Origin of the sequence: Streptomyces sp. NPDC058650 (assembly GCF_042717315.1) — a bacterium.
Taxonomy (GTDB): Bacteria; Actinomycetota; Actinomycetes; order Streptomycetales; family Streptomycetaceae; genus Streptomyces.
Map to the genome: position 1 here is coordinate 131,202 of NZ_JBHXRL010000003.1, position 21,944 is coordinate 153,145.

General features: G+C 72.3%; 26 protein-coding genes and 1 riboswitch. Of the genes, 13 read left to right on the forward strand and 13 right to left on the reverse strand.

The window, feature by feature from the left end:
* Positions 1 to 82 precede the first annotated feature (82 nt).
* Positions 83 to 1,261, forward strand: a complete 1,179-nt coding sequence (locus ACFWWU_RS06710) for an 8-amino-7-oxononanoate synthase (protein WP_384139922.1) — start codon at positions 83 to 85, stop codon at positions 1,259 to 1,261.
* 161 nt (positions 1,262 to 1,422) lie between these two features.
* A complete protein-coding gene (locus ACFWWU_RS06715) occupies positions 1,423 to 1,851 on the forward strand; it encodes an ATP-binding protein (protein ID WP_384139925.1) in 429 nt (142 codons plus the stop codon).
* Between the two features lie 162 nt (positions 1,852 to 2,013).
* Here the strand turns inward: ACFWWU_RS06715 and ACFWWU_RS06720 are convergent, their stop codons facing one another.
* The 3 genes from ACFWWU_RS06720 to ACFWWU_RS06730 all read right to left on the reverse strand — a co-directional run bounded on the left by ACFWWU_RS06720 (position 2,014) and on the right by ACFWWU_RS06730 (position 3,951).
* On the reverse strand, positions 2,014 to 2,490 hold the full coding sequence (locus ACFWWU_RS06720; protein WP_384139928.1) for a C40 family peptidase: 477 nt from the start codon (positions 2,488 to 2,490) through the stop codon (positions 2,014 to 2,016).
* Between the two features lie 3 nt (positions 2,491 to 2,493).
* A riboswitch (cyclic di-AMP (ydaO/yuaA leader) is annotated at positions 2,494 to 2,700 on the reverse strand.
* Between the two features lie 314 nt (positions 2,701 to 3,014).
* Entirely contained in the window at positions 3,015 to 3,320 is a 306-nt protein-coding gene (locus ACFWWU_RS06725) for a hypothetical protein (RefSeq protein WP_384139931.1), read from the reverse strand.
* A gap of 7 nt (positions 3,321 to 3,327) precedes the next feature.
* Positions 3,328 to 3,951, reverse strand: coding sequence for an ATP-dependent Clp protease proteolytic subunit (locus ACFWWU_RS06730; protein WP_384139934.1), 624 nt, complete (start codon positions 3,949 to 3,951; stop codon positions 3,328 to 3,330).
* A 69-nt stretch (positions 3,952 to 4,020) separates the two neighbouring features.
* Here ACFWWU_RS06730 and ACFWWU_RS06735 point away from each other — a divergent pair, with 69 nt between their 5' ends.
* Entirely contained in the window at positions 4,021 to 4,299 is a 279-nt protein-coding gene (locus ACFWWU_RS06735) for a type II toxin-antitoxin system Phd/YefM family antitoxin (RefSeq protein WP_384139937.1), read from the forward strand.
* Between the two features lie 106 nt (positions 4,300 to 4,405).
* On the opposite strand, the gene ACFWWU_RS06740 is transcribed toward ACFWWU_RS06735, so the two are convergent.
* Positions 4,406 to 5,422 carry an ABC transporter permease gene (locus ACFWWU_RS06740; protein ID WP_384139939.1) on the reverse strand — a complete coding sequence of 339 codons (1,017 nt, stop codon included), beginning with the start codon at positions 5,420 to 5,422 and terminating at the stop codon, positions 4,406 to 4,408.
* Between the two features lie 104 nt (positions 5,423 to 5,526).
* Between ACFWWU_RS06740 and ACFWWU_RS06745 the strand changes: the two genes are divergently transcribed.
* From ACFWWU_RS06745 to ACFWWU_RS06775, 7 genes are all read left to right on the forward strand, one after another.
* Positions 5,527 to 6,147: a TetR/AcrR family transcriptional regulator gene (locus ACFWWU_RS06745; protein ID WP_384139943.1), complete on the forward strand. Its 621-nt coding sequence runs from the start codon at positions 5,527 to 5,529 to the stop codon at positions 6,145 to 6,147.
* Positions 6,148 to 6,310: 163 nt separating this feature from the next.
* Positions 6,311 to 6,613 (forward strand): urease subunit gamma, encoded by a 303-nt coding sequence (locus tag ACFWWU_RS06750; protein WP_317593596.1) that lies wholly within the window; start codon positions 6,311 to 6,313, stop codon positions 6,611 to 6,613.
* Between the two features lie 13 nt (positions 6,614 to 6,626).
* A complete protein-coding gene (locus tag ACFWWU_RS06755; RefSeq protein ID WP_384139948.1) occupies positions 6,627 to 7,013 on the forward strand; it encodes an urease subunit beta in 387 nt (128 codons plus the stop codon).
* Positions 7,006 to 8,727 (forward strand): urease subunit alpha, encoded by a 1,722-nt coding sequence (locus tag ACFWWU_RS06760; RefSeq protein WP_384139951.1) that lies wholly within the window; start codon positions 7,006 to 7,008, stop codon positions 8,725 to 8,727. Before ACFWWU_RS06755 ends, ACFWWU_RS06760 begins: the two co-directional genes overlap by 8 nt.
* Before the next feature lie 13 nt (positions 8,728 to 8,740).
* The gene (locus ACFWWU_RS06765) at positions 8,741 to 9,403 is read left to right on the forward strand and encodes an urease accessory protein UreF (protein ID WP_384139954.1); all 663 of its coding nucleotides are present in this window, start codon (positions 8,741 to 8,743) and stop codon (positions 9,401 to 9,403) included.
* Positions 9,404 to 9,422: 19 nt separating this feature from the next.
* The gene (gene ureG, locus ACFWWU_RS06770) at positions 9,423 to 10,118 is read left to right on the forward strand and encodes an urease accessory protein UreG (RefSeq protein ID WP_384139957.1); all 696 of its coding nucleotides are present in this window, start codon (positions 9,423 to 9,425) and stop codon (positions 10,116 to 10,118) included.
* Positions 10,115 to 10,858: an urease accessory protein UreD gene (locus tag ACFWWU_RS06775; protein WP_384139960.1), complete on the forward strand. Its 744-nt coding sequence runs from the start codon at positions 10,115 to 10,117 to the stop codon at positions 10,856 to 10,858. Before ureG ends, ACFWWU_RS06775 begins: the two co-directional genes overlap by 4 nt.
* 48 nt (positions 10,859 to 10,906) lie before the next feature.
* Here ACFWWU_RS06775 and ACFWWU_RS06780 read toward each other — a convergent pair whose 3' ends face one another.
* Both ACFWWU_RS06780 and ACFWWU_RS06785 read right to left on the reverse strand, forming a co-directional pair.
* Entirely contained in the window at positions 10,907 to 11,941 is a 1,035-nt protein-coding gene (locus ACFWWU_RS06780; RefSeq protein WP_384139963.1) for an NAD-dependent epimerase/dehydratase family protein, read from the reverse strand.
* Positions 11,942 to 12,005: 64 nt separating this feature from the next.
* A complete protein-coding gene (locus ACFWWU_RS06785; protein WP_384139966.1) occupies positions 12,006 to 12,752 on the reverse strand; it encodes a lysophospholipid acyltransferase family protein in 747 nt (248 codons plus the stop codon).
* A 52-nt stretch (positions 12,753 to 12,804) separates the two neighbouring features.
* On the opposite strand from ACFWWU_RS06785, the gene ACFWWU_RS06790 reads away from it, so the two are divergent.
* Complete coding sequence (locus ACFWWU_RS06790; protein ID WP_384139969.1) at positions 12,805 to 13,851, forward strand: DUF3048 domain-containing protein; 1,047 nt, start codon at positions 12,805 to 12,807, stop codon at positions 13,849 to 13,851.
* A 45-nt stretch (positions 13,852 to 13,896) separates the two neighbouring features.
* Here ACFWWU_RS06790 and ACFWWU_RS06795 read toward each other — a convergent pair whose 3' ends face one another.
* The 5 genes from ACFWWU_RS06795 to ACFWWU_RS06815 form a co-directional block, all read right to left on the reverse strand.
* Positions 13,897 to 14,124 (reverse strand): hypothetical protein, encoded by a 228-nt coding sequence (locus ACFWWU_RS06795; protein ID WP_384140690.1) that lies wholly within the window; start codon positions 14,122 to 14,124, stop codon positions 13,897 to 13,899.
* A gap of 111 nt (positions 14,125 to 14,235) precedes the next feature.
* Positions 14,236 to 15,186, reverse strand: a complete 951-nt coding sequence (locus ACFWWU_RS06800; RefSeq protein ID WP_384139972.1) for a cytochrome c oxidase assembly protein — start codon at positions 15,184 to 15,186, stop codon at positions 14,236 to 14,238.
* 130 nt (positions 15,187 to 15,316) lie between these two features.
* Positions 15,317 to 16,342, reverse strand: coding sequence for a 6-phosphofructokinase (locus ACFWWU_RS06805; protein ID WP_384139975.1), 1,026 nt, complete (start codon positions 16,340 to 16,342; stop codon positions 15,317 to 15,319).
* A gap of 182 nt (positions 16,343 to 16,524) precedes the next feature.
* A complete protein-coding gene (locus ACFWWU_RS06810; protein WP_384139978.1) occupies positions 16,525 to 17,253 on the reverse strand; it encodes a type 1 glutamine amidotransferase in 729 nt (242 codons plus the stop codon).
* 19 nt (positions 17,254 to 17,272) lie between these two features.
* Positions 17,273 to 18,520 (reverse strand): MurT ligase domain-containing protein, encoded by a 1,248-nt coding sequence (locus ACFWWU_RS06815; RefSeq protein ID WP_384139981.1) that lies wholly within the window; start codon positions 18,518 to 18,520, stop codon positions 17,273 to 17,275.
* A gap of 126 nt (positions 18,521 to 18,646) precedes the next feature.
* On the opposite strand from ACFWWU_RS06815, the gene def reads away from it, so the two are divergent.
* On the forward strand, positions 18,647 to 19,213 hold the full coding sequence (gene def, locus ACFWWU_RS06820) for a peptide deformylase (RefSeq protein ID WP_384139984.1): 567 nt from the start codon (positions 18,647 to 18,649) through the stop codon (positions 19,211 to 19,213).
* A gap of 70 nt (positions 19,214 to 19,283) precedes the next feature.
* Here def and ACFWWU_RS06825 read toward each other — a convergent pair whose 3' ends face one another.
* Entirely contained in the window at positions 19,284 to 19,931 is a 648-nt protein-coding gene (locus ACFWWU_RS06825) for a TetR family transcriptional regulator (protein WP_329624723.1), read from the reverse strand.
* 164 nt (positions 19,932 to 20,095) lie between these two features.
* Between ACFWWU_RS06825 and ACFWWU_RS06830 the strand changes: the two genes are divergently transcribed.
* A complete protein-coding gene (locus tag ACFWWU_RS06830; protein ID WP_384139987.1) occupies positions 20,096 to 21,313 on the forward strand; it encodes an acyl-CoA dehydrogenase family protein in 1,218 nt (405 codons plus the stop codon).
* A gap of 57 nt (positions 21,314 to 21,370) precedes the next feature.
* Here the strand turns inward: ACFWWU_RS06830 and ACFWWU_RS06835 are convergent, their stop codons facing one another.
* Entirely contained in the window at positions 21,371 to 21,838 is a 468-nt protein-coding gene (locus ACFWWU_RS06835) for a VOC family protein (RefSeq protein WP_384139990.1), read from the reverse strand.
* Positions 21,839 to 21,944 lie beyond the last annotated feature (106 nt).

Here is a 21,944-nt window from a genome sequence, read left to right on the forward strand (position 1 = left end):
GAACGAGGTGTGTGGATGACCACATCCCGACCTCGGCACACTCCGGTTAGGGTCTGTGCGCTGCCTACAAAAGGATCGCCGCATGCCACAGGCCGACGACGCCCGGGCCGAGGGCCCGCGCCGGACCGCGTTCGACTGGACCGACGCCGAGGCGCGCCGCCGTGCGGAAGCCGGTCTCGTCCGTACGCTGCGACCCCGGTCCGCCGAGTCGGAGCTCCTCGACCTGGCGAGCAACGACTACCTCGGCCTCACCCGCCGACCGGAGGTCACCGAGGCGGCGGCCGAGGCGGCGCGCCGCTGGGGCGCGGGTGCCACCGGCTCACGGCTCGTCACCGGGACGACCCGGCTGCACACCCGGCTCGAACGCGAACTCGCCGAGTTCTGCGGCTTCGAGGCGGCCCTCGTCTTCTCCTCCGGCTACGCCGCCAACCTCGCCGCGCTCACGGCCCTCGGCGGCCGGGACTCGCTGATCGTCTCGGACGCCTCCAACCACGCCTCGATCGTGGACGGCTGCCGGCTCGCGCGCGCCGAGACGGCCGTCGTGCCGCACGCCGATCCCGAGTCCGTACGCAAGACGCTGGAGGCGCGACCGGAACTCCGGGCGCTCGTGGTCAGCGACTCCGTCTTCTCCGTCGACGGCGACAAGGCGCCGCTGCCGGAGCTCGCCACCGCCTGCCGCGCGCACGGCGCCGGGCTCGTCGTCGACGACGCCCACGGCTTCGGCGTCCTCGGCGACGGCGGACGGGGCGCCCTGCACGAAACCGGCCTCGCGGGCGACGAGGACGTCGTCGCGACCCTCACCCTCTCCAAGTCCCTGGGCAGTCAGGGCGGCGCGGTCCTCGGCCCCGCCCGGGTCGTCGAGCACCTGGTGAACGCGGCGCGCACCTTCATCTTCGACACCGGGCTCGCCCCGGCCGCGGCGGGCGGCGCGCTGGCGAGCCTGCGGCTGATCGCCGCCGAGCCGGCGCTCGCCGGGCGGGCGCGGGCCGTCGCCACCACCTTGTACGAGCGCCTCACGGCGGCCGGACTGACCGCCGCGCGGCCGGACGCGGCCGTGGTCTCGGTGCGCGCCCCCTCGCCCGAGGCGGCGCTGCGCTGGGCGGCCGACTGCCGCGAACAGGGTCTGGCGGTCGGTTGCTTCCGGCCCCCGTCCGTGCCGGACGGCATCTCGCGGCTCCGGCTCACGGCCCGCGCCGACCTCACGGACGCCGAGCTCGGACGGGCGGTGGAGACGATCCTGCGTACCGCGCCCGCCGCCTGAGGCGACCCCAAGAGCGTTCTCGGGCAGCAGAGTTCACCGCTTCGGGCGATAGATCCCCGCATTTCGTGGTGGAAGGCCGTACGGGGCGGCACGATCGGTTGCACTCTGACGCGAAGCGCAATCCGGGGTGGTGTCCCCGGCGGGAAAGGGACAGCGCCGCCATGGCAGACCATCAGGAAGTATCCGTCACTCTGCCGAGCGATCCCGCGTCGGTCCGCACGGCACGGAGATACGTCGCGGACGTCCTGGGGGACTGGGGGCTCGACGACGACGCGGAGATCGCGGACTCGATCCGGCTGATCGTCTCGGAACTGGCCACCAACGCCGTCCAGCACACCTTCGGGCAGTCGCCCACCTTCACGGTCGACCTCCGCCTGGAGCGGGAGGAGCGCCTGCACATCGGTGTGACCGACAGTCATCCCCGTTGGCCCCGCCGCCTTCCGGCGGCGGTCCAGCAGGACAACGGTCGCGGCATGGTCATCATCCGCGTCCTCGCGGCGGAGGCCGGCGGCCGCCTCTCGGTCACGCCGACCGAGGAGGGTGGCAAGACCGTCTGGATCACCCTCCCGTGGACGATGGCCCCGGTGTAGGGCTCGTACCGTCGAGGAGAGGCATGCGGCTGAGTGAGGCGTGCGGCTGAGTGAGGCGTCCGACTGAGCGAGGGGTGCTGGTGAGCGAGGCGTGCTGGTGAGCAAGGAGTGCGGCGGCGCCACCGCACCCTCCGGCTCGGTCGGGTCAGTTCCCGGGGTCCGTCATCGGACGCGGCCGTAGTAGACCTTCGACGACCAGATCTTGTCGAGCTTCACCCAGGAGCCCGTCTTGGGCGAGTGCCAGATCTTGCCGCTGCCGGCGTAGATGCCGACGTGGTAGACCCTCCCGCCGGAGTGGAAGAAGACCAGGTCGCCCTTCTGCCGGCTGGACGAGGAGATGTGCCGGGACTTGTTGTACTGCTGCTGCGCGGTGCGAGGCAGCGACTTGCCCGCCTTCTTGTACGCGTAGAGCGTCAGACCGGAGCAGTCGAACCGGGTGGGTCCGGTCGATCCGTACCGGTAGGGCGATCCTTTCTTCGACGCGGCGACGCTCAGTGCCTTGTTCGCGTGTGTCGTCGCTGCCTGGGCCTCCGATGCCGCGCCTGGTGCGAACAGCGTGCCGCCGACGGCGGCGAGGGTGAGAGCCGAGACGGCTCCGGCCCGGGACAGCAGGGACGGGACATGCATCTGCGCGGTCATGCGCAACCCTTCGTCAGCCGCCTGCGAAGGATGACCTGTCGGGTTCGGGCTGGCGAAGATGCCCGGCCGCGGCTGCGGCTTCACCCCAAGGAACGGGCCCGCTGCGGTGACAGCGCGAACGTTCCGTACTGATTGGGTCCTCCACTCCTGCCGATCCACTCCTGTCGACCAGACGTCCGGGACAGCGGCAGGACTCGGCGTCCGCCCGGACCGCCCCGCCGCGGTGGCGGGGGCTTGTCGTCGACAGGGATCTTGACCCACGACATGGGCGAAAACCGAGCTGAAACGGCGATATGTGAGGCTCCTCACGACTGATCCGTTCGGGTGGACAGACCGCCTTTGTGATCTTCGGAGGTTTGGCCTACGAGCCGCGTACCAGCGATGGAACGTTCGATTCCGCCAAATGCGTACACCTGTTGCGCAACTCGCCCGCTTCATATGTCGACTCGTCGACTACGCCGAACGGGGGAGGGATTCTGCGTTGCGTGTCGCCCGACCGGCCCTGGACACGACACGCGGAAATGTCAACTCGCGCGAGTCCGGGGGACGGTGACCCGGTCGGCCCGGCGCTCTCCGTTCAACACCCTTAGGGCGCGCGCCAATGTGTCCGCGTGGACGTCGGTCTCGCCCCGTTTATGCATGAGCGTCAGGGCCTCGCGCAGCGCCTCCGCGCGTCCCACCAGGGCCTGCGCCGCACGCAACGCCCCATAGGTATGCGTACTTCTGGATGGATTGATCTTGCCGAGGAGGTCGACGACTTCGAGGTACGCGTCGATGAGGTCGCCCTCGGCCCGGGTCAGGGCCGGCAGCGGCGGCAGCTCGGGGACCACGGCCGCTTCACCGTGCCGTACCGCCGGCGGCGGAGCGCCGGTTCACGACGACGTGGTCCGCCAGGCCGTACGCGACGGCCGCCGGTGCGTCCAGGACGGTCAGGCGGTCGATGTCGGCGTCGATCCGCTCCCGCTCCTGCCCGGTGTGCTCGGCGAGCAGCCCGGCGACCAGCGCGCGCAGCCGCAGCAGTTCGCTCGCCTGGAGGTCGAGGTCGCTGAGCTGTCCCTGGAGGGGCTCGTCCAGGGTTGGCTGCCGGAGCGTGACCCGGGCGCCGGGCAGGATCAGACGCTTGCCCGGCGTGCCGGCCGCGAACAGGACGGCCGCGGTGGAGACGGCCTGGCCCAGGCAGGTGGTCTCCACGTCGCAGGAGAGCGTCCGCATCGTGTCGTAGATCGAGGTCATGGCGGTGACGGAGCCGCCGGGGGAGTTGATGTAGAGGGAGATGTCCTGGCCCGGCGCCGCGTGGTCGAGGTACAGGAACTGGGCGATGGCGTCGTTGGCCGAGGTCTCGTCGACCGGCGTGCCGAGGAACACGATCCGGGACTCGAGGAGCTTCGAGTACGGGTCGAGGGTCCGGGTCCCGAAGCTGGCCCGCTCCGTGAACTCGGGCAGAACGTAGCGCGCGTCCATGGCTGAGCACCTCCATCGATCTGTCTCTGTCAAAAATGTACAGGACGTACAGGCCGTAAGATGGGGAGCATGACCTACGAGATCCCGGTGACGCAAGCGCGGGCTGAGCTCGCCGACCTCATCAACCGCGTCGTATACGGCGGTGAGCGTGTGGTCGTCACCCGCCACGGGAAGCCGCTCGTCGCCCTGGTCTCGGCCGCTGACCTGGAGGTTTTGGAGGCGGCGCCGGAGCCGGCGGAGGAGCAGGTGATCAGCTCGGTCTCCACGCTGAGGCCGGTCGACTCCGCCACGGGCGAACAGCGCCGCTTCGGCATCGCCGCCCACCATCGCGATCCCGGCGCCTCGTAGCGGCTGTCGGGACGGAAGACAGCCGGGTGCCCCGTCCGCTGGGAGGGGTACCCGGCTGTCTTCCGTCCCGCCCGGCGTGGTTCCGGTACGGGCTCGATCGTGGGGCTCAGCCCACCGGCGTCGGAGTCGGCGCCGGCGCCGGAACCCGAGGGGTCGCCGGCTCCACGCGCCGCACGCGGGCACCCAGCAGGATCGCGGTCAGGCCCGCGACGGCCCAGAGGGCGAGGGTCAGGAGCGGCCCGCCCGCCGCCGCCCCGTCGAAGGAGGAGACCGACCGGAGGGCCGAGCCCGCGGCGCCTGGCGGCAGCAACTGGCCGAGCCCGCCCACGGTGGTGGGCAGCAGCTCCGGCGCGCTCGCGACCCCCGAGAAGGGGTTGCCGAGCAGGATCATCAGGAACGCCCCGAGTCCGAGGCCCGGCTTGCCGATGAGTGCGGCCAGTCCGGCGAGCGTCGAGCCGATCGCCAGGACCGTGAGCCCGAGCAGCCCCGCCTCCGCCCACCAGTCTCCGCCGAGCGCGCCGAGCCAGGTGTCGGCGAGGGCCGCGCCGACGACTCCCGCGAGCGCCGCGGCACCGATGAGGGCGGCCGCGGCGCGCATCCCGCGCAGCCCCAGGAGGCTGGTGACGGCGCCCGCCGCCGCCCCCGCCAGGGCGAGTGGCAGCAGGCTCGCGGCGAGTACGGCACCGCGCGGGTCGCCCGACGGGGCCGCGACCACGTCCGTGACCGGGATCGTCGTGCCCTCGGGGGCCTGGGCTGTCACGGCCTCGCGCAGCAGCCCCGCCACCACGGGGCTCGCCGCCGAGGCCGTCAGGAGCTCCGTACCGCCCGGGGTCACGACGACCGCTCCGTATACGTCCCGGTTCTCGATGGCGGCGCGCGCCGCGGCACCGTTCTCGTAGTGGTGGACCTCGAAGGCCCCCTCGTGGCGGGCGAGTCCACGCTCCACGGCGGTGGCCGCCGTCGCGGGACCGGCGACGCCGATCGGCAGGTCGCGGGGGGCCATCCGGGCCGCGGACCACGCGAAGGCCCAGAGGGCCAGGGCCACGACGGTCGGGATCAGCACCATTACCGCGAGGGTTCTGCGCCCCGCGCCGACGGCGGAGGCGGTGGCGGTGGCGGACATGGTGTCCTCGATTCAAAGAGAAGGATCGTTCGTTTTACCGTGCTGCCACTGTCCTGCGGGGCCGGGAAGTTGTCAAGAATGAATATTCGTTTTAGGTTCGCCCCATGGCTCGTGTCTCCCAGGAACACCTCGACGCCCGACGGCGGCAGATCCTCGACGGCGCGGCGCGCTGCTTCGCCCGCAACGGCTTCCACGCGACCTCCATGCAGGACGTGCTGACCGAGGTGGGCCTCTCGGCCGGCGCGGTCTACCGGTACTTCCGCGGCAAGGACGAACTCATCGGGGCCATCGCCACCGAGGCCTTCGCCGGCATCCGGAGCGCGTTCGAGGAGGCGTCCAGGGCCACCCCGCCCCCCACTCCCGACGTCCTGCTCGGAGCGGTGCTCCGACTCTTCCTGGAGGAGCGGATCGAGGGCGCCGACCGGCAGGCCTTCGCGCGCCTGATCATCCAGGTGTGGACCGAGACCCTGCGGAACGAGGAGCTGGCGAAGACCCTCGCGGAGGGCTACCAGGGGATGCGCGCCGCGTGGACGGAGCTGGTCACGGCCTACCGCGAGAGCGGACTGCTGCACGCCGACGTCCCCGCCGACCACGTGGCTCGGACCCTCATCGCCGTCGCCCAGGGCTTCATCGCCCAGCAGGCGCTTTTCGGGGACGTCGCCGTCGACATCCTGGAGGACGGGCTCCGGGGGCTGATGTCCATGACCGTCGACCCGATCGAATGATCATGAAAACGCAAAGCCGGAGTTAACGAGCCGGAAAAACTTCCGCCCTAACGTGCAATGTCTGGCCGCGTGCCGCTTCTCCGCAGCTCAACAAGGTGTTGACGCTGGGTAGGGTCCGCAGCTGTCCGGGTCCCGTCCCGGTCGACGACTGTGAGGTGGAAGAGTGCAACTGAGCCCGCACGAACAGGAACGCCTGCTCATTCATGTCGCTGCCGACGTGGCCGAGAAGCGCCGGGCGCGGGGTGTGAGGCTCAACCACCCCGAGGCCGTCGCCCTGCTCACCTCCCACATCCTGGAAGGTGCCCGGGACGGCCGCACCGTCGCGGAACTCATGGCCTCCGGCCGCAAGGTGCTCTCCCGCGCGGACGTCATGGACGGCATCCCCGAGATGATCCACGACGTCCAGGTCGAGGCCACCTTCCCGGACGGCACCAAGCTCGTCACCGTCCACGACCCCATCGTCTGAGCGGGGCGCGCCGATGATCCCCGGAGAGATCCTGTACGCGGAGGAGCCCGTCACCCTCAACGAGGGGCGCCCCGTCACCCGCGTGACCGTGCTGAACGCCGCCGACCGGCCCGTCCAGGTCGGCTCCCACTACCACTTCGCCGAGGTCAACCCCGGCCTGCAGTTCGACCGCGCCGCCGCGCGCGGGCGGCGCCTCCACATCGCCGCGGGGACCGCCGTCCGCTTCGAACCCGGCATCCCCGTCGAGGTCGAGCTCGTCCCGATCGCGGGCCGCCGGATCGTCCCGGGCCTGCGCGGCGAGACCGCGGGCCCCCTCGACGCCGACGCCACTGCCCCCGTCACCACCGAGGCCACCGCCACCGCCGAGGTCACCGGCCCGAACGGAGGCCCCCGTGCCTGACCTGCATCGCGCCGTCTACGCCGATCTGTTCGGTCCCACGGTCGGCGACCGCATCCGGCTCGCCGACACCGACCTCCTCGTCGAGATCGAGGAGGACCGCTGCGGCGGTCCCGGCCGCGCCGGCGAGGAGGCCGTCTTCGGCGGCGGCAAGGTCGTCCGCGAGTCCATGGGGCAGGCCCGCACCACCCGCGCCGAGGGCGCCCCCGACACCGTGATCACCGGAGCCGTGATCATCGACCACTGGGGCATCGTCAAGGCCGACATCGGCATCCGCGACGGCCGGATCACCGGCATCGGCAAGGCCGGCAACCCCGACACCATGGACGGTGTCCACCCCGACCTCGTGATTGGCCCCGAGACCGAGGTCATCGTCGGCAACGGCAAGATCATCACTGCCGGCGCCGTCGACGCCCATGTCCACTTCATCTCCCCGACCATCGTCGAGCAGGCGCTCGCCACCGGCGTCACCACGCTCGTCGGCGGCGGCACCGGACCGGCCGAGGGCACCAAGGCGACCACGATCACGCCCGGCCCGTGGCACCTGGCCCGGATGTTCGAGGCCCTGGACACCTTCCCCGTCAACATCGGCCTGCTCGGCAAGGGCAACACCATGTCCCGGGAGGCCATGTACTCCCAGCTCCGGGGCGGAGCCCTCGGATTCAAGATCCACGAGGACTGGGGCGCCACCCCGGCCGTCATCGACGCCTGTCTCGGCGTCTGCGAGGAGACCGGCGCCCAACTCGCCATCCACACCGACACCTTGAACGAAGCGGGCTTCGTCGGCGACACCCTCGCCGCCATCGCGGGCCGGACCGTCCACGCGTACCACACGGAAGGCGCGGGCGGCGGGCACGCTCCCGACATCATCACCGTCGTCTCCGAGCCGTACATCCTGCCCAGCTCGACCAACCCGACCCGCCCGCACACCGTCAACACCATCGAGGAACACCTCGACATGCTGATGGTCTGCCACCACCTCAACCCGGCGGTCCCCGAGGACCTCGCCTTCGCCGAATCGCGCATCCGGCCCTCCACGATCGCCGCCGAGGACGTCCTCCACGACCTGGGCGCCATCTCGATCATCTCCTCCGACGCCCAGGCCATGGGCCGCGTCGGCGAGGTCATCATGCGGACCTGGCAGACCGCCCACGTCATGAAGAAGCGGCGCGGCGCCCTCCCCGGCGACGGCCGCGCCGACAACCACCGGGCCCGCCGCTACGTCGCCAAGTACACGATCAACCCGGCCGTCGCGCAGGGCATGGACCACCTCATCGGCTCGGTCGAGACCGGCAAGCTGGCCGACCTCGTGCTCTGGGACCCCGCCTTCTTCGGCGTGAAGCCGCTCACCGTCGTCAAGGGGGGCCAGATCGCGTACGCGCAGATGGGCGACGCCAACGCCTCCATCCCCACCCCGCAACCCGTCATGCCCCGCCCGATGTTCGGCGCGCTCGGCAGGGCGGCCGCGGCCGGCTCCGTCAACTTCGTGGCCCGGGCGGCGATCGAGGACGACCTGCCCCGAAGGCTGGGCCTGCACAAGGAGTTCACCGCGATCGGCGACACCCGACGGGTCACCAAGGCCGACATGCGGGAGAACGACGCGCTGCCCCGGGTCGAGGTCGACGCCGACACCTTCTCGGTGACCATCGACGGCGAGCCGGTCGAACCGGCACCCGCCGCCGAACTGCCCATGGCCCAGCGCTACTTCCTCTTCTGACGGCGCCGAACCGATGACACGCTCCGCACTCCTCGTGCTCGCCGACGGACGGTTCCCCGCCGGCGGGCACGCCCACTCCGGCGGCGCCGAGGCCGCGGTCAAGGCCGGCCGCATCAAGGACGCCGACGACCTGGAGGCCTTCTGCCGCGGCCGGCTCCACACCACCGGCCTCACCTCGGCGGGCCTGGCCGCGGCCGCGGCGCACGGGCTCGACCCGTACGAACTCGACGCGGCCGCCGACGCCCGCACGCCCTCACCCGCCCTGCGCGCCGCCGCCCGCAGGCTCGGCCGCCAGCTGATGCGGGCCGCCCGCGCGACCTGGCCGAGCCCCGAACTCTCCGCCCTTGCGGCGGCCTTCCCGCGCGGCGCCCATCAGCCCGTCGTCCTCGGCGTCACCGCCCGGGCCGCGGGACTCGGCCCCGAGGACGCCGCGCACTGCGTGGCGTACGAGACGGTCGGCGGCCCCGCCACCGCCGCCGTCCGCCTCCTCAGCCTCGACCCCTACCGGGCGACCGCCGTCCTCGCCCGCCTCGCGCCCGAGATGGACCACGTCGCCGACCGCGCGGCGGCCGCCGCCCGCCAGGGCGTCGAAGCCCTGCCGGCCGCCTCCGCGCCGCTGCTCGACCTCACCGCCGAACAGCACGCGAGGTGGCCCGTCCGCCTCTTCGCCTCGTAACCGCTCCGACAGGAGAGCCATGCACCTCGACCACGGTCACGCCCACCACGGAGCCGTCTCCGCCGACGCCCACCGCCCCGACGGCACCCGCCGCGCCCTGCGCATCGGACTCGGCGGACCGGTCGGCTCCGGCAAGACCGCCACCGTCGCCGCCCTCTGCCGGGTCCTGCGGGACACCCTCTCGCTCGCCGTCGTCACCAACGACATCTACACCCGCGAGGACGCCGAGTTCCTCCTCCGCAACGCCGTCCTGCCGCCCGAGCGCATCCAGGCGGTGGAGACCGGCGCCTGCCCGCACACCGCCATCCGCGACGACATCTCCGCCAACCTCGAAGCCGTCGAGGAGCTGGAGGAGTCCGTCGGCCCGCTCGACCTCATCCTGGTCGAGTCCGGCGGCGACAACCTCACCGCCACCTTCTCCAAGGGGCTCGTCGACGCCCAGATCTTCGTCATCGACGTGGCGGGCGGCGACGACATCCCCCGCAAGGGCGGACCCGGCGTCACCACCGCCGACCTCCTCGTCGTCAACAAGACCGACCTCGCCCCCCACGTCGGCTCCGACCTGGCACGGATGGCCCGCGACGCGAAGGAGCAGCGCGGCGAGCTGCCCGTCGCCTTCACCTCCCTGCGCGCCGAGAACGGCGTCGGGCCCGTCGCCGACTGGGTCCGCGCGCAGCTCGCCGCCTGGACCGAGGCCGGGGCGCGGACCGCGTGAGCCTGCGCGCCACCGCGCGGATCGCGGCCGCCGCCGACGGCGGGCTGCCGCTCCTGGAGAGCGACGGCCCCCTCGCCCTGCGCCGCACCAGGGCCACCGCCGGCTGGACCCGGGTCACCGTCGTCGGCGCGATGAGCGCCCCGCTCGGCGGTGACCGGCTCGCGATCGAGACCGAGGTACGGGACGGGGCCCGGCTCCTGGTCGACTCCGCCGCCGCCACCCTCGCCCTGCCGGGCCGGAACGCCGAGCCCGCCACGTACGACGTCCGGATCGCCGTGGGGGAGGAGGGAGCGCTCCGCTGGCTGCCCGAACAGCTCGTCTCCGCCCACGGCTCGGACCTGCGGACCCGTACCACCGTCGAGCTGGCCGCCACGGCCCGGCTCGTCCTCCGCGAGGAACAGATCCTCGGCCGGCACGGCGAACCGCCCGGCACCCTCGTCACCCGGCTCACCGTCCGCCGCGCCGGACGTCCCCTGCTCGACCAGGAGCTGGCGTACGGCCCCGGGGCCCCCGGCGGCTGGGACGGCGGCGCGGTGCTCGGCGGCCACCGGGCCACCGGCCAACTCCTCGTGGTCGATCCCGACTTCGCCGACAAACCGGTGGAGACCAGGCTTCTCGGGGAGGGGGCCGTGCTCGCCCCGCTCGCCGGCCCCGCGGCCCTCGTCACCGCCGTCGCCCCCGACGCCCTCGCGCTCCGCCGCCTCCTCGACACGGCCCTCACCGAACTCGCCCCGCTCTGAAGCGAGAAGGGCGGTCGTCCGGCGGCCGCCCCTCTCACCGTGTCCGGGTCAGCCCCGGGAGCTCAGCCAGGCGTCCTCCGCCTCGTAGTCGAAGAAGTCCACCCCGTACTTCGCGAGTCCCGGGAAGGCCTCCCGCCACTCCCGGTCGGCCAGGTGCCCGGCCAGCCACGCGACCGTCCCCGGCAGCGACTCGGCGTACGACACCACCGGCCGGTACCCCAGCTCCCGCTCGGCCGCCGTCATGTCGTAGACGATGGGGTGCGGCGCGGTCCACGGGGTGAGCCCCACGACGCCCTCCGGCTCCCCTTCCATCAGCACCATCTCGCTCGTCACCCCCAGGACCGCGTCGATCTCCGCCCCGATCTCCGCGACCGTCGGCGCCTCGGGATCGGCGCCGTTGAGCACCCGGCTGCCCGGGTTCGCCGCCGCGAGCCGGACGAGCTCCGCGAGGTTGTCCACATGGACCGGGTGGAACCGCGAGGCGCCGCCGTACGCGAGGACGCGCACCGGTCGCCCGTCGAGCGCCCGCTTGACGAACCACAGCTCGCGCGGGCCGGGGCAGAACGGCCCGTGGATCGCGCCCGCGCGCAGCAGCGTCGTCGGCAGCGCGTCGCCCGCCGCCAGCAACTCCTGCTCCAGCGCGATCTTCCGCGTGCTGTACGTCGTGTCGCCGGCCGCGACCGTCCGCCACGTCTCCGGGGTCGGCACCGGGAAGGCGGGGGAGCCGTCCGGCCGGTCCTGCGTGTCGAAGCTGCGGCCCTGCGCGTCCTCGTAGACGGCGCCGCTCGACACCACCACCGCCGATCCGATCCGGTCGGCGAGGCCGGTCAGCTGCCTGCCGTGCCCGCCGTCGTACGCGACGATGTCGACGAGCACGTCACAGCCGCCCCCGAGCCCCGCCGCGAGCGCCCCCTCCTCGGTCCGGTCGAGCCGTACCGACCGGACCTCGTCCGGCCACCTCTCGTCCCTGGCGCCGCCCCGCGAGGCGGCCGTCACCTCCCAGCCGTCCGCGACGAGGGCCCGCACGGCCGCCCGCCCCACCTGTCCCGATCCACCCAGCACGAACGCGTTTCCCTTGGTCATGATCGCGACGCTACGGGCGCCCGGAGCACCGGCCCAGGGGTTTGCGCCGTGCGCGGATCCGCCCTCAGCGTTCCCGTCGGCGGAACTTTCGCGCGGGCACCTCGTTCCCCGCCTCCGCGGCCTTCACCACCGCCGCGTACTCGTCCACGTACTCCTGCCCGGACAGCCGCAGGATCTCGTACATGATCTCGTCGGTCACCGCGCGGACCACCGCCCGCTGGTCCGCCGACCCCGCGAAGCGCGAGAAGTCCATCGGCGCGCCGAAGCGGATCGTGACCCGGCGGATCCGCGGCACGACCTTTCCCGGCGGCTGGATCTCGAACGTGCCGACCATGGCACACGGCACCACCGGCACCCCGGCGGACAGTGCCATCACCGCCACCCCCACCTTGCCCTTGTAGAGCCGCCCGTCGTGCGAGCGCGTCCCCTCGGGATAGATGCCGAGCAGCTCACCCTTGCCCAGGACGCCGAGGCCCTCGCGGATCGCCGCCTGCCCGGCCTCCTTCCCGGACCGGTCCACCGGGATCTGCCCGGCGGCCCGGAAGAAGGCGGCCGTGAGCCGCCCCTTGATGCCGGGCCCGGTGAAGTACTCCTGTTTCGCGAGGAAGGTGATCCGCCGGTCGAGCACGACCGGCATCAGGAAGTGGTCGGAGAAGGAGAGGTGATTGCCCGCGACGATCGCCGCGCCCTCGTCCGGGACGTGTTCGAGCCCCTCGATCCGCGGCCGGAAGAGCAGCCTGAGGAGCGGCCCCAGCAGTACGTGCTTCATCAGGTGGTAGAACACCCGCGACCCCCGTTCGTCGTCCGTCATGCCCGTTGTATCGGCGCGGGGGCCCGTGGTCCACTGGTGGGGGAGCGTCACCATGACGGGCGAACGCGGAACCAGACGTCCCGGCCGTGCCCTCACCGCGCTGATCTGCGCGCTGACGGCGGCCGGTCTTTACGGCTGCTCCGACCCGGGGCCGCGCGAGCCGAACCCCACACCGACGCCCGCGCCCACCACGACGGCTCCCGCCACCACGGCCCCCGCGCCCGCCACCACGACCCCGGCGACCGGCGGCCTGTCCCCGCTCACCGGACTCCCCGCGCGGCCCGCCCCCGTCCTCGCCGTGAAGATCGACAACGTGACGGCGGCCCGCCCCCACACGGGTCTCGGCGCCGCCGACCTCGTCTACGTCGAACAGGTCGAGGGCGGCGTGACCCGGCTCCTGGCCGTGTACTCGTCCCGTCTCCCCGAGCTCGCCGGCCCCGTCCGCAGCGCCCGGGAGTCCGACATCGCGCTCCTCGCGCCCTTCGGCCGACCGACGCTTGGCTATTCCGGCGCGCAGTCCGCCCTGAACCCCCTGCTGAACGCCGCACCGCTGCACCTCGTCACCGAGTCCACGGCGCCCGGGGCCTTCCTGCGCTCCCCGGACCGGGCCGCCCCGCACAACCTCTACCTCCGCCCGGAGCGCGCCCTCGCCACCGATCCGGGAGCCGCGAACGCCCGGGACATCGGCTTCCGCTTCGGGGCCCGTCCGCCCGGCGGAACCCCGGTCGACACCTCGACCGTCCGCTTCCCGGCCGCCCGCTACACCTTCACCTGGTCCGCGGCCGACCGCGCCTGGCGGGTGGCGATGGACGGCCGCGCGGCCCGCGCCACGGACACCGGACCGTTGACCCCCGAGACGGTCGTCGTCCAGCGGGTCACCATCCGCCCGTCCGCGTTCCAGGACCGGTTCGGCGCGGTCTCCCCGTACACCGAGACGACCGGCAGCGGCACCGCGCTGGTCCTGCGCGACGGCCGCTCGTACGAAGCCCGCTGGTCCCGGCCCTCGTCGTCGGCGGGCACCACCTTCACCACCCCGGGCGGGGAACCCCTCGCCTTCGCCCCGGGCCAGACCTGGGTCGTCCTCGCCCCGCGCGGGTAGCGGACAACGGGGAGCGGGAGCGGGAGCCGGAGTGGGCACGCGGCGTCAGGGCTGTGTCGCGCCCGGGCGGCCGGACCGGCCCGGTGGTGGGCGCCGGCGCCGCGGGGCGGCCGGCACCGAGCTGTCCGCCGCCGCCATCCCGATCGTGGCGATCACGAGCACGACCACACCGAACCACAGCCAGCCGCTACTGCCGAGCGCCACCGTGTACGTCGTCGTCAGGACCAGCGCCGCGCAGGTGAGCGCCGCCATCGTCTTCGTGGGACCGGACATGGTCCGCCTCCTCCCGACCAGGGCAGCCGTCGACCCCATGGTGACCCCGGAAGGGGGGCGCGCGCTACTCCCAGGATGCTCCGGCGTGCGCTGTAGCCGGAAAGGGACCGCTCACCTGCTCCGGGTCTGGAGCGAGGCGAGATACGCGTTGTACGCCTCCAGCTCCTTGTCCCCGTTCCGGTCGGCGGCCCGGTCCATGCGGACCGCCTGCCGCTGCTCGGAGTGGTACCACTGGTAGACCAGCGCGATCAGCACGAGGACGGACGGGATCTCGCTGAACGCCCAGGCGATGCCGCCCGCCGCGTTCTGGTCGGTGAGGGCGTCGATCCCCAGCGAGGCGGGCGGGTTCTGGTACGCCTTCACCATCGGCTCACTGGCCATCATCAGTGCGATGCCGAAGAACGCGTGGAACGGCATGCCCGCGAACAGCTCCAGCATCCGCATCACGTAACCCGGCCGGTGGGGGCCCGGGTCCACGCCCATGATCGGCCAGAAGAAGACCACGCCGACCATCAGGAAGTGCACCATCATCCCGATGTGCCCGGGCTTGGAGCCCATCAGGAAGTCGAAGAGCGGCGTGAAGTACAGCGCGTACAGGCTCGCGATGAACATCGGGATCGTGAAGCCGGGGTGCGTGATCACCTTCATGTACCGGCTGTGCAGCAGCTTCAGGAGCACCTCGCGCGGCCCCGTCGAGCCCCGGCCCGCCACCGGAAGCGCCCGCAGCGCCAGCGTCACCGGCGCGCCGAGCAGCAGCAGGATCGGCGACAGCATGGAGATCACCATGTGCTGCACCATGTGCACGCTGAACATGACCATGCCGTAGTCGTTGAGCTTGGTGCACATCACCAGGGCGATGGTCAGGACACCGACGGCGAAGAACACCGTCCGGCTCACCGGCCACGCGTCACCGCGCCGCCGCAGCCGCGCCACGCCCCAGCCGTAGAGACCGAGCGCCGCGAGGCAGCCGATCAGGAAGAAGAGGTCGGGAGAGAACTCCAGGCCCCGCCCCAGCGTGAACGGCGGCAGATCCGTGGTCATGCCGTGCCCGCTGTGATCCATCTGCGTACTCCTGGAGCCCGATTCGCGCTTGTTGTCCGCACCAGACTAGAACCGCCCCCGGCCGCGACTGCGACCGGGGGCGGTTCTACGGGGTGTCTTGCCGATCGGACCGGCCTCGTGGCGTCTCTCGTCAGAGGACGCACTCGGCTTCGGCGTAGCGGTCCTCCGGGACCGTCTTGAGGGACTCGACGGCCTGCGCCAGCGGGACCATGACGATGTCCGTGCCGCGCAGCGCGGTCAGCATGCCGAACTCGCCGCGGTGCGCCGCCTCCACCGCGTGCCAGCCGAAGCGGGTCGCGAGGACGCGGTCGTACGCGGTCGGGGTACCGCCGCGCTGGACGTGGCCGAGGATGACCGGGCGGGCCTCCTTGCCGAGGCGCCGCTCCAGCTCGACGGAGAGCTGGTTGGCGATGCCGGTGAACCGCTCGTGACCGTAGATGTCGGTGCCGGCGGTCTTGAACTCCATCGAGCCCTCGCGCGGCTTCGCGCCCTCGGCGACGACCACGATCGCGAACCGCTTGCCGGCCTCGAAGCGCGCGCCGACCCGGGCGGTCAGCTCGTCGATGTCGAAGGGGCGCTCGGGGACGACGACGGCGTGCGCGCCGGCGGCCATGCCGGAGTGCAGCGCGATCCAGCCGGTGTGGCGGCCCATGACCTCGACGACGAGGACGCGCTGGTGGGACTCGGCGGTCGTCTTCAGCCGGTCGAGGGCCTCGGTGGCGACGGTGACGGCCGTGTCGAAGCCGAAGGTGACGTCGGTGGAGGCGATGTCGTTGTCGATGGTCTTCGGGACCCCGACGATCGGCAGGCCCGCCTCGGAGAGCAGGTTCGCCGCCTTCAGGGTGCCCTCGCCGCCGATCGGGATGATGGCGTCGAGGCCCAGGTCCGCGACGTGGCCGCGGGCGGTCTCGACGCCGCCGACCAGGTGCGCGGGCTGGACCCGGGAGGAGCCGAGGATGGTGCCGCCGCGGGCGAGTATGCCGCCCACCGCGTCGAGGTCGAGCTTGCGGTAGTCACACTCCAGCAGGCCCTTCCACCCGTCGTGGAAGCCGATGACCTCGTCACCGTGGTCGACGACGGCGCGGTGCACGACGGAACGGATGACGGCATTCAGACCGGGGCAGTCTCCGCCGGAGGTGAGCACACCAATGCGCATAGCCCAAAAACCTTTGCAACGTGGGCCGACTCCCGGACCACGTCGTCCGGCTGGATTCCCGCCACCCTATCGGTGCAGGGTGGCGGGGCCGAAACGGATGTCCGCACAGTGGACACCGTACTTTCGTACGAGCCCGTGCGAGGGCGTCCCTGGGCGCGCCCGTGTGTGCGCCCGAGGGTGCGTCAGCCGAGCTGCGTGGCCGACGCGATGCGCTCGGCGCGCAGCGCTTCGTACCACCGGTCGTCGGTCGGCGGCAGCGCGTTCACGTCGAGGGCCAGCTTCAGGAGCAGGTCCGCGATCTGCGGGTTCCGGGCCATGACGGGACCGTGCATGTACGTACCGAACACGGTCTCGTTGTACGCGCCCTCGGTGCCGTCGCCGGTGCCGTTGCCGTTGCCGAAGACGGTCCGGGCGAACGGCCGGGCCGTCGGGCCGAGGTGGGTGATGCCCTGGTGGTTCTCGAAACCGGTCAGCTGGGGCAGGCCGAGGCGCGGGTCGATGTCCGCGAGGACGTCGCCGACGCACCGCGCGCCCTCGCCGCGGGTCGAGATCACGTCGATCAGGCCGAGGCCGGCCTCGCGCTCGCCGAGGTCGTTGATGAACTCGTGGCCCAGGATCTGGTAGCCGGCACAGACCGAGAAGATGATCGCGCCGTTGGACGCGGCCCGGCTGAGACCGCCGTCCCGCCGCAGCCGCTCGGCCGCGAGCCGCTGCGGGCGGTCCTCACCGCCGCCGACCAGATAGATGTCGCCGGAGGTCGGCACCGGCTGGTCGCTGCGGACGTCGACGCGCTCGACGTTGAGGCCGCGCTGGCGGGCGCGGCGCTCGACGACGAGGACGTTGCCCTGGTCGCCGTAGGTGCTGAGCAGGTCCGGGTAGACCCAGACCAGGCGCAGGCTGCTGTCAGTCATGCTGCATGTCCTCTACGGGTCAGTTGCCGACGCGGCGGCGGACGTCCTGGAAGGCGGTGTAGTTGGCGATCAGCTCGATCTGCCCGGGCGGGGCCATCGTGACGGCCTCGTCGAGCGTCTCGCAGACGCGGAAGTCCACACCCGCGACCTCCAGGCGGACCGCCAGGTCGAGACGGCGGTCGCCGATCACCATGATCGGGTGGCCCGCGAGCCGCCCGTAGTCCACGTCCCACAGCCAGGAGGTGTCCGTGCCGTCGGCGCCGCGCGCGTTGACGGCGAGGATCACCGGGGCCGGCGGCCCGTCGATCAGGGAGAACGTCTCCAGCCAGCCGGCCGGGTTCTTCGCGAGCAGCAGCCGCAGGTCACGGCCCTGGAACGAGACGACGTCGTAGCGTCCGGCGACGGCCTGCACCTGGTACATGCGCTCCAGGGCCACCTGCGGCGGCACCCCGAAGACCGCGGCGACCGCGGCCGAGGTGGCGGCGTTCGCCTTGTTGGCGCGGCCGGGCAGCTGGAGGCGGATCGGCCAGGCCGAACCGTGCGGGTCGAGCACGTGGTCGCCGCTGAGCGCCCAGCTCGGCGCGGGACGGCGGAAGCCGCACTCGCCGCAGAACCAGTCGTCGCCCGGACGCTGCATCACACCGCCGCAGGCGGGGCACGACCAGGCGTCGTCCTTCCACTCCTGGCCGGCGGCCACCCACACCACGTTGGGGGAGGAGGAGGCGGCCCACACGATGAGCGGGTCGTCGGCGTTGGCGATGACGACGGCCTTGGTGCCGTTGAGGCCCTCGCGCCACTTCTCCGCCAGTATCCGCGTCTCGGCGGCGCGGTCGAGCTGGTCGCGGGAGAGGTTGAGCAGCGCGATCGCCTTGGGCGTGGTGTCACGGGCGACGCCGGCGAGGTACTTCTCGTCGACCTCGATGACGCCGAACTTGGAGTCCGAGCCGCCGGCCAGCGCCGAGGTGATGCCCGCGGGCATGTTGGCGCCGAGGGCGTTCGAGACCACGGGGCCGGCGGCGCGCAGGGCCTCCGCGATCAGCCGGGTCGTCGTCGTCTTGCCGTTGGTCGCCGACACCAGGACGACGTCCAGATGCTGCGCGAGCCGACCGAGGAGGTCCGGGTCGAGCTTCAGCGCGACCTTGCCGCCGATCACCGATCCGCTGCCGCGCCCCGCCGCCCGCGACACCGCGGCCGCGGCCCTGCCCGCCGTCACGGCCAGCTTGGCGCGCGGCGACAGCGGCTCTGGATTACCGGGGTGTCCTGACATCGTTCTTGTTCCTCCTTGCGTCGGTCCGGGCTCAGCCTATCGAGATCCGGCCAGCAGCCCGAACAGCGGCACCGTCGAGAGGCCGCGCGAAACGGGCTGGTCACAGCGGACCGTACCCTTACGGCCATGCGAAACCGCCCCATCCCCGGCAGTTCCGGCCTCGTCCGAGCGATGACTCTGCTCGGCGACCCCGTACTGCACGCGCCCTGCGCGCCCGTCACCGACTTCGGCCCCGAACTGGCCCGGCTCGTCGAGGACATGTTCGCGACGATGTACGCGGCGAACGGCGTGGGCCTGGCGGCGAACCAGGTCGGCGTGGGCCTGCGGGTCTTCGTGTACGACTGCCCTGACGGCGAGGAGACGCGCCACCTGGGCCATGTGGTGAATCCGACGTTGGTGGAGGCGGACGGCGACGTGATCCGGGGCCCGGAGGGCTGTCTCTCCCTGCCGGGCCTGGAGGCTCCGACGCCGCGTTTCGACCGCGCCGTGGTGGAGGGCGTCCGGCTGGACGGCACTCCGGTACGGATCGAGGGCACGGGTTTCTTCGCCCGCTGCCTCCAGCACGAGACCGACCACCTGAAGGGCGGGGTCTACGCGGACCATGTGACGGGGTGGCGCAAGTCACGTCTGCTGCGGACGATCCGCAAGCAGCCGTGGGGCGGCGACGCGTCCGTGCTGGAGGCTTCCCGCTGAACCCCACCGGGACCTGTTCCCCCGGGGCCTGCCGAGTGAGCCCGGCGGGCCCCGGAGACGAACCGAGCCGCTAGAAACCAGGCCCACCGGGAAGGTCGTCGGCCTCGGCCAGGCGCCCCCAGAGGAGGTCGGCGAGGCTGCTGACCAGCTCGGCGCGGGAGCAGGGGCGCTCGCCGAGCCACCAGTCGCCGGCCGCGTGCATCATGCCGACGATGCCGTGGCCCCAGATCCGGGCCTGGACGTCGGCGGCGGGGCCCAGGTCGACACGTTCGGCGATGACCTGGCCGAGCTCCTCGCCCATGCGGCGCAGCAGCGGGGCGGAGTGGCGGCCGACGTCGAAGCCCTGCTCGGACTGGTGCGACTCCTCCGCCGGGTGCATGAGGAAGCGGTAGACCTGGGGCATCGCCTCGATCGAGGCGAGGTACGTGTCGAGGGTGCCCTCGACGCGTCGGCGCCGGTCCGAGGGGGCGTCGAGCGCGGCGCGGAGCGCCGAGAGGAGCGCGTCCGTGTGGCGGGTGGCGAGGGCGCGGTAGAGGCCGCCCTTGTCGCCGAAGTGCCGGTAGAGGATCGGCTTGGTGATGCCGGCCTCCGCCGCGATGGCGTTCATGGACGCCTTGGGCCCGTCCCGGAGCACCACCCGGTCCGCCGCCTCCAGCAATTCGCGCCGGCGCTGTTCCGCGGGCTTCTGCTGGTCGGTGGTCCGGTGTGTGATGTCCATAAGCGTGGCTCCCCGCCCGTGCGATTCCGTGAGGCTGTCGCAACGTAACACCCGTGCGGCACCCTGTGCCGGGCGGCCCGAAGCGCTCCGCCGCAGGTTGACAGCCCGTACCCACCGGTAACAGACTGCTGTTACCGCAAGTAACATACTGCTGGGAGGGAACTATGGCCGAGTTCACGCTCGAACTCAACGACGACCAGAAGCAGGTCCGCGACTGGCTGCACGGTTTCGCCGCCGATGTGATGCGTCCGGCCGCGGCCGAATGGGACGAGCGTGAGGAGACCCCCTGGCCGATCATCCAGGAGGCCGCCAAGCTCGGAATCTACTCCCTCGACTTCTACGCCCAGCAGTTCTTCGACCCGACCGGCCTCGGCGTCCCGATGGCCATGGAGGAGCTCTTCTGGGGCGACGCGGGCATCGCCCTCTCCATCGTCGGCACGGGCCTCGCCGCCGTCGGCGTCCTCGCCAACGGCACCGAGGAGCAGATCGGCACCTGGGTCCCGCAGATGTACGGCGACGCGAACGACGTCAAGCTCGCCGCCTTCTGCTCCTCCGAGCCCGACGCCGGCTCCGACGTCGCCGCCATGCGGACCCGGGCCGTCTACGACGAGGCCAAGGACGAGTGGGTCCTCAACGGCACCAAGACCTGGGCGACCAATGGCGGCATCGCCAATGTCCACGTCGTCGTCGCCGTCGTCGACGCCGAGCTCGGCTCCCGGGGCCACGCCTCCTTCATCGTGCCGCCGAACACCCCCGGCCTCTCGCAGGGGCAGAAGTTCCAGAAGCACGGCATCCGCGCCTCCCACACCGCCGAGGTCGTCCTGGAGGACGTCCGCGTCCCCGGCCACTGCCTCCTCGGCGGCAAGGGCAAGCTCGACGAGCGCCTCGCCCGGGCCCGCGAGAAGGCGAAGGCGGGCGGTGGCGAGAGGGTGAAGAACGCCGCCATGGCCACCTTCGAGGCCTCCCGCCCGGCGGTCGGCGCCATGGCCGTCGGCACCGCCCGCGCCGCGTACGAGGTCGCCCTCGACTACGCGAAGACCCGTGTGCAGTTCGGCCGCCCGATCATCGAGAACCAGGGCGTCGCCTTCCAGCTCGCCGACATGGCCACCCAGATCGACGCGGCCCGGCTCCTCGTCTGGCGCGCCTCCTGGATGGCGACCGCCGGCAAGCCCTTCACCTCGGCCGAGGGCTCCATGTCCAAGCTGTACGCGAGCGAGGTCGCCAAGCAGGTCACCGGCCAGGCCATCCAGATCCTCGGCGGCAACGGCTACACCCGCGAGTACCCGGTGGAGCGGATGCACCGCGACGCGGCCATCTACACGATCTTCGAGGGCACGAGCGAGATCCAGCGCATGGTCATCAGCCGCGCGCTCGCCAAGTAGCGGACACGGTGGCGGCGGGACGGTGCCGAACCGTCCCGCCCCGGCCGGTGCGAGGGCTCACACGAGACAGAACTCGTTGCCCTCCGGGTCCTGGAGGACCACCGCGTAGTAGTCCATGCCGTTCGGCTCGTCCATCGTGTACAGGATCGTGGCGCCCAGGGCCGTCAGGCGGGCCACCTCGCCGTCCACGCGCTCCCGGCGCAGCGCCAGCGGGACGTCGCGGCCGCCGCCGACCTTGAGGTCGAGGTGGACGCGGTTCTTGACGGTCTTGGGCTCCGGGACCTGCTGGAACCAGACGCGGGGGCCCATGCCCCTCGGGTCGACGATGGACTCGGGCAGCTCCCCGGCGTCCCCGCCCAGCTCGTCCTCGGGCACGCCGATCGCCCGCCAGTACTCCCGCCAGGTGGCGTGCCCTGCGGGCGGCGGGTCGGGGATGTACCGCAGGGCCTCCAGCCAGAACGGCACGAGTCGCTGGGGGTCGGCGCAGTCGATCGTCAGTTGCAGTGTGAGCTCGGGTCGGTCCATGGAACGAGCCTCGCAGACACCACTGACAGTGGCCCGAAGGCCGCTCGGAAGCCGCCCGACAGCCGCGCGGGGCGGACCAACCGGCCGGATTCGGGCGGGTGTTCAG

What these genes read in the sequence shown, in the direction of transcription:
- ACFWWU_RS06710 (WP_384139922.1), top strand. Translation starts at nt 83, where the DNA reads ATGCCACAGGCCGACGACGCCCGGGCCGAGGGCCCGCGCCGGACCGCG.
- ACFWWU_RS06715 (WP_384139925.1), top strand. Translation starts at nt 1,423, where the DNA reads ATGGCAGACCATCAGGAAGTATCCGTCACTCTGCCGAGCGATCCCGCG.
- ACFWWU_RS06720 (WP_384139928.1), bottom strand. Translation starts at nt 2,490, where the DNA reads ATGACCGCGCAGATGCATGTCCCGTCCCTGCTGTCCCGGGCCGGAGCC.
- ACFWWU_RS06730 (WP_384139934.1), bottom strand. Translation starts at nt 3,951, where the DNA reads ATGGACGCGCGCTACGTTCTGCCCGAGTTCACGGAGCGGGCCAGCTTC.
- ACFWWU_RS06735 (WP_384139937.1), top strand. Translation starts at nt 4,021, where the DNA reads ATGACCTACGAGATCCCGGTGACGCAAGCGCGGGCTGAGCTCGCCGAC.
- ACFWWU_RS06740 (WP_384139939.1), bottom strand. Translation starts at nt 5,422, where the DNA reads ATGTCCGCCACCGCCACCGCCTCCGCCGTCGGCGCGGGGCGCAGAACC.
- ACFWWU_RS06745 (WP_384139943.1), top strand. Translation starts at nt 5,527, where the DNA reads ATGGCTCGTGTCTCCCAGGAACACCTCGACGCCCGACGGCGGCAGATC.
- ACFWWU_RS06755 (WP_384139948.1), top strand. Translation starts at nt 6,627, where the DNA reads ATGATCCCCGGAGAGATCCTGTACGCGGAGGAGCCCGTCACCCTCAAC.
- ACFWWU_RS06765 (WP_384139954.1), top strand. Translation starts at nt 8,741, where the DNA reads ATGACACGCTCCGCACTCCTCGTGCTCGCCGACGGACGGTTCCCCGCC.
- ureG (WP_384139957.1), top strand. Translation starts at nt 9,423, where the DNA reads ATGCACCTCGACCACGGTCACGCCCACCACGGAGCCGTCTCCGCCGAC.
- ACFWWU_RS06780 (WP_384139963.1), bottom strand. Translation starts at nt 11,941, where the DNA reads ATGACCAAGGGAAACGCGTTCGTGCTGGGTGGATCGGGACAGGTGGGG.
- ACFWWU_RS06785 (WP_384139966.1), bottom strand. Translation starts at nt 12,752, where the DNA reads ATGACGGACGACGAACGGGGGTCGCGGGTGTTCTACCACCTGATGAAG.
- ACFWWU_RS06790 (WP_384139969.1), top strand. Translation starts at nt 12,805, where the DNA reads ATGACGGGCGAACGCGGAACCAGACGTCCCGGCCGTGCCCTCACCGCG.
- ACFWWU_RS06795 (WP_384140690.1), bottom strand. Translation starts at nt 14,124, where the DNA reads ATGTCCGGTCCCACGAAGACGATGGCGGCGCTCACCTGCGCGGCGCTG.
- ACFWWU_RS06800 (WP_384139972.1), bottom strand. Translation starts at nt 15,186, where the DNA reads ATGGATCACAGCGGGCACGGCATGACCACGGATCTGCCGCCGTTCACG.
- ACFWWU_RS06805 (WP_384139975.1), bottom strand. Translation starts at nt 16,342, where the DNA reads ATGCGCATTGGTGTGCTCACCTCCGGCGGAGACTGCCCCGGTCTGAAT.
- ACFWWU_RS06810 (WP_384139978.1), bottom strand. Translation starts at nt 17,253, where the DNA reads ATGACTGACAGCAGCCTGCGCCTGGTCTGGGTCTACCCGGACCTGCTC.
- ACFWWU_RS06815 (WP_384139981.1), bottom strand. Translation starts at nt 18,520, where the DNA reads ATGTCAGGACACCCCGGTAATCCAGAGCCGCTGTCGCCGCGCGCCAAG.
- def (WP_384139984.1), top strand. Translation starts at nt 18,647, where the DNA reads ATGCGAAACCGCCCCATCCCCGGCAGTTCCGGCCTCGTCCGAGCGATG.
- ACFWWU_RS06825 (WP_329624723.1), bottom strand. Translation starts at nt 19,931, where the DNA reads ATGGACATCACACACCGGACCACCGACCAGCAGAAGCCCGCGGAACAG.
- ACFWWU_RS06830 (WP_384139987.1), top strand. Translation starts at nt 20,096, where the DNA reads ATGGCCGAGTTCACGCTCGAACTCAACGACGACCAGAAGCAGGTCCGC.
- ACFWWU_RS06835 (WP_384139990.1), bottom strand. Translation starts at nt 21,838, where the DNA reads ATGGACCGACCCGAGCTCACACTGCAACTGACGATCGACTGCGCCGAC.